The sequence below is a fragment of the Coleofasciculus sp. FACHB-712 genome, from assembly GCF_014695635.1.
Taxonomy (GTDB): Bacteria; Cyanobacteriota; Cyanobacteriia; order Cyanobacteriales; family FACHB-T130; genus FACHB-T130.
Map to the genome: position 1 here is coordinate 1 of NZ_JACJOQ010000412.1, position 1,844 is coordinate 1,844.

At 44.2% G+C, this 1,844-nt stretch carries 4 protein-coding genes; 2 read left to right on the forward strand and 2 right to left on the reverse strand.

Annotated features, from left to right (window positions below):
• Nucleotides 1–297 (forward strand): hypothetical protein (locus H6F50_RS12610; protein ID WP_242029003.1); only part of this gene is annotated, 297 nt, incomplete at its 5' end.
• Nucleotides 298–379: 82 nt separating this feature from the next.
• Here H6F50_RS12610 and H6F50_RS12615 read toward each other — a convergent pair.
• Together H6F50_RS12615 and H6F50_RS12620 are read right to left on the reverse strand one after the other, a co-directional pair.
• On the reverse strand, nucleotides 380–1,012 hold the full coding sequence (locus tag H6F50_RS12615; protein ID WP_190428967.1) for a hypothetical protein: 633 nt from the start codon (nucleotides 1,010–1,012) through the stop codon (nucleotides 380–382).
• An 86-nt stretch (nucleotides 1,013–1,098) separates the two neighbouring features.
• Nucleotides 1,099–1,272: a hypothetical protein gene (locus H6F50_RS12620; RefSeq protein WP_347277161.1), complete on the reverse strand. Its 174-nt coding sequence runs from the start codon at nucleotides 1,270–1,272 to the stop codon at nucleotides 1,099–1,101.
• Between the two features lie 69 nt (nucleotides 1,273–1,341).
• On the opposite strand from H6F50_RS12620, the gene H6F50_RS12625 reads away from it, so the two are divergent.
• Nucleotides 1,342–1,844: Nif3-like dinuclear metal center hexameric protein (locus H6F50_RS12625; protein ID WP_190428968.1), on the forward strand; the 503-nt coding region annotated here is incomplete at its 3' end.

Genomic DNA, 1,844 nt, shown 5'->3' on the forward strand with positions numbered 1-1,844 from the left:
GACATTTGTTTATCTAGAGCCAGCACGGGTACTTCTAGACATTCAAGCTTCTGTAGAAAAGAGATTGTAACCATGACTGTTAAAGCCATCCCGTCATACTCCATTAAAATGTTTCGCTATCGAGTACATTGTCTGTCGCGGGATCTTTGGCAAGCAACAGATCCCGTATGTCGGGTAAATCTGGCTTTACAGTTAGCAGACGCGGCTACATCGCTGGCTAGGCTAGAAGTGCTGGAAGCGCAAAAATTGCAGCAAGTTTCTTCGATCCATCCGATTTCCAGTTCTACCGATCCCTAGCTATAAATTTCAGCGTGAGATGTTGAGAGCGATTGCTTTCTAGCAAAAACAGGGTTGGCGATCGCGTTGTTGGCTCTACTGACTATTTCTGTTCTTTGGATTTCCACTCAAGCCACTTTCTCACAATTACTATGATGAGACGCTGTGCTTCTAGTAAGGACATAGGATTCTTCGGTGGCTCAGACTTCTCAACCCCGTGACGTGCATCATCGCCAATCGCGCCAGGACTCTGAGCCGTCCGAGAGAAGCATTCTGTCTTCTTTTTGGTAGCCCAGCCATCTTCTGTGATTCTTTTACCAACGTCTTCTTGAACGACTTCGTAAACTTTGTAAAGATTAACCCAGTCTTTACGCTCAGTTAAAATCCGAAAAACTTTTTTTATTTTATCGTCTGGCTCTGCACCTGCAATTTTGATCCAAGTTTCTAAGTAGCTAGGGTGTTGGGAAAAGTCCTCACTTCCATCCCATTGGATATCGAAACCGAAGTCTTCAATAGTCCAAGTTGCTGAAAGTAGACACTCTCGATTCCTCTTTCCGTCTTCATCAACTCGAACAATGACATCAAGTGTAAATGGTTTAACATCTCCAAAATAAACCATTGCCGCTGCATTTATCCGCATCAAAAGTTCAGTGGCACAGGCACACACTTGAACCTCATCTGTTATCAAGTCAAAGCGTGAAGAACTTAGGTAATAACTCCCCTCTTCTTTAATCACACTGCATTCGGGTGAACGAAGTAAATCGGTAAGATTCCTAAGATAGGATTCTTTGCCCTCCAGTAGAACTAGCCATTTCCCTTTCATTAATAACCTCGCCAAACAATAGCCGTCTTGTCATTACTACCATTAACTAACATTTGTTTCTCAGGACTAAAAGCAACAGAGAAAACTATTTCTGAATGCCCTGTGAGGGTGCAAATTTCTTTTCCTCTGCCCAGCCGCCAAATTATGATAATTTTGTTTTCACCCAATTCCAATGTTAGGGTCAGATTTCGTGCGGATTTAGGTGAAATTCACTCGCAAATACAGTTACACGGGCTGGGAGCATGATAGTTATTGATGATATTGCACAATTTTTAGATCGATTCTTTGCCGTTCATCGCTTTGGGGACGACCAAGGTGGCATTTATCACCCTTCAACGCGCCCGATTCGTCGGATAGGATTAGCCTTAGAACCTTGGGCGGGGTTAGAAAAATGGGCGAAATCTAAACGAATAGATGCTTTATTTTTACATCGTCCTTGGAAGCTAGAACCGGGAAGATTAGCACCGGATATGGGTATTTTGGCGTATCATCTGGCTTTTGACGAACGCATGACACTGGGTTTTAATCCTCGACTTGCCGATGTGCTGGGGATGTCGGCATTGGAGGTGTTGGGAGAAAAGGAAGGACGACCGATTGGTACGATTGGAGACATTGCTGTACAGAGTTTTGTGAGTTACTGCGATCGCGTTCGGGAAATCTTCGGCGGATACGATAAAACTCTTGCGAGTAGTGAAAGCGACATCCAGCGAGTCGCAGTCGTTGGGGCAATGACTGATGCGCTAAT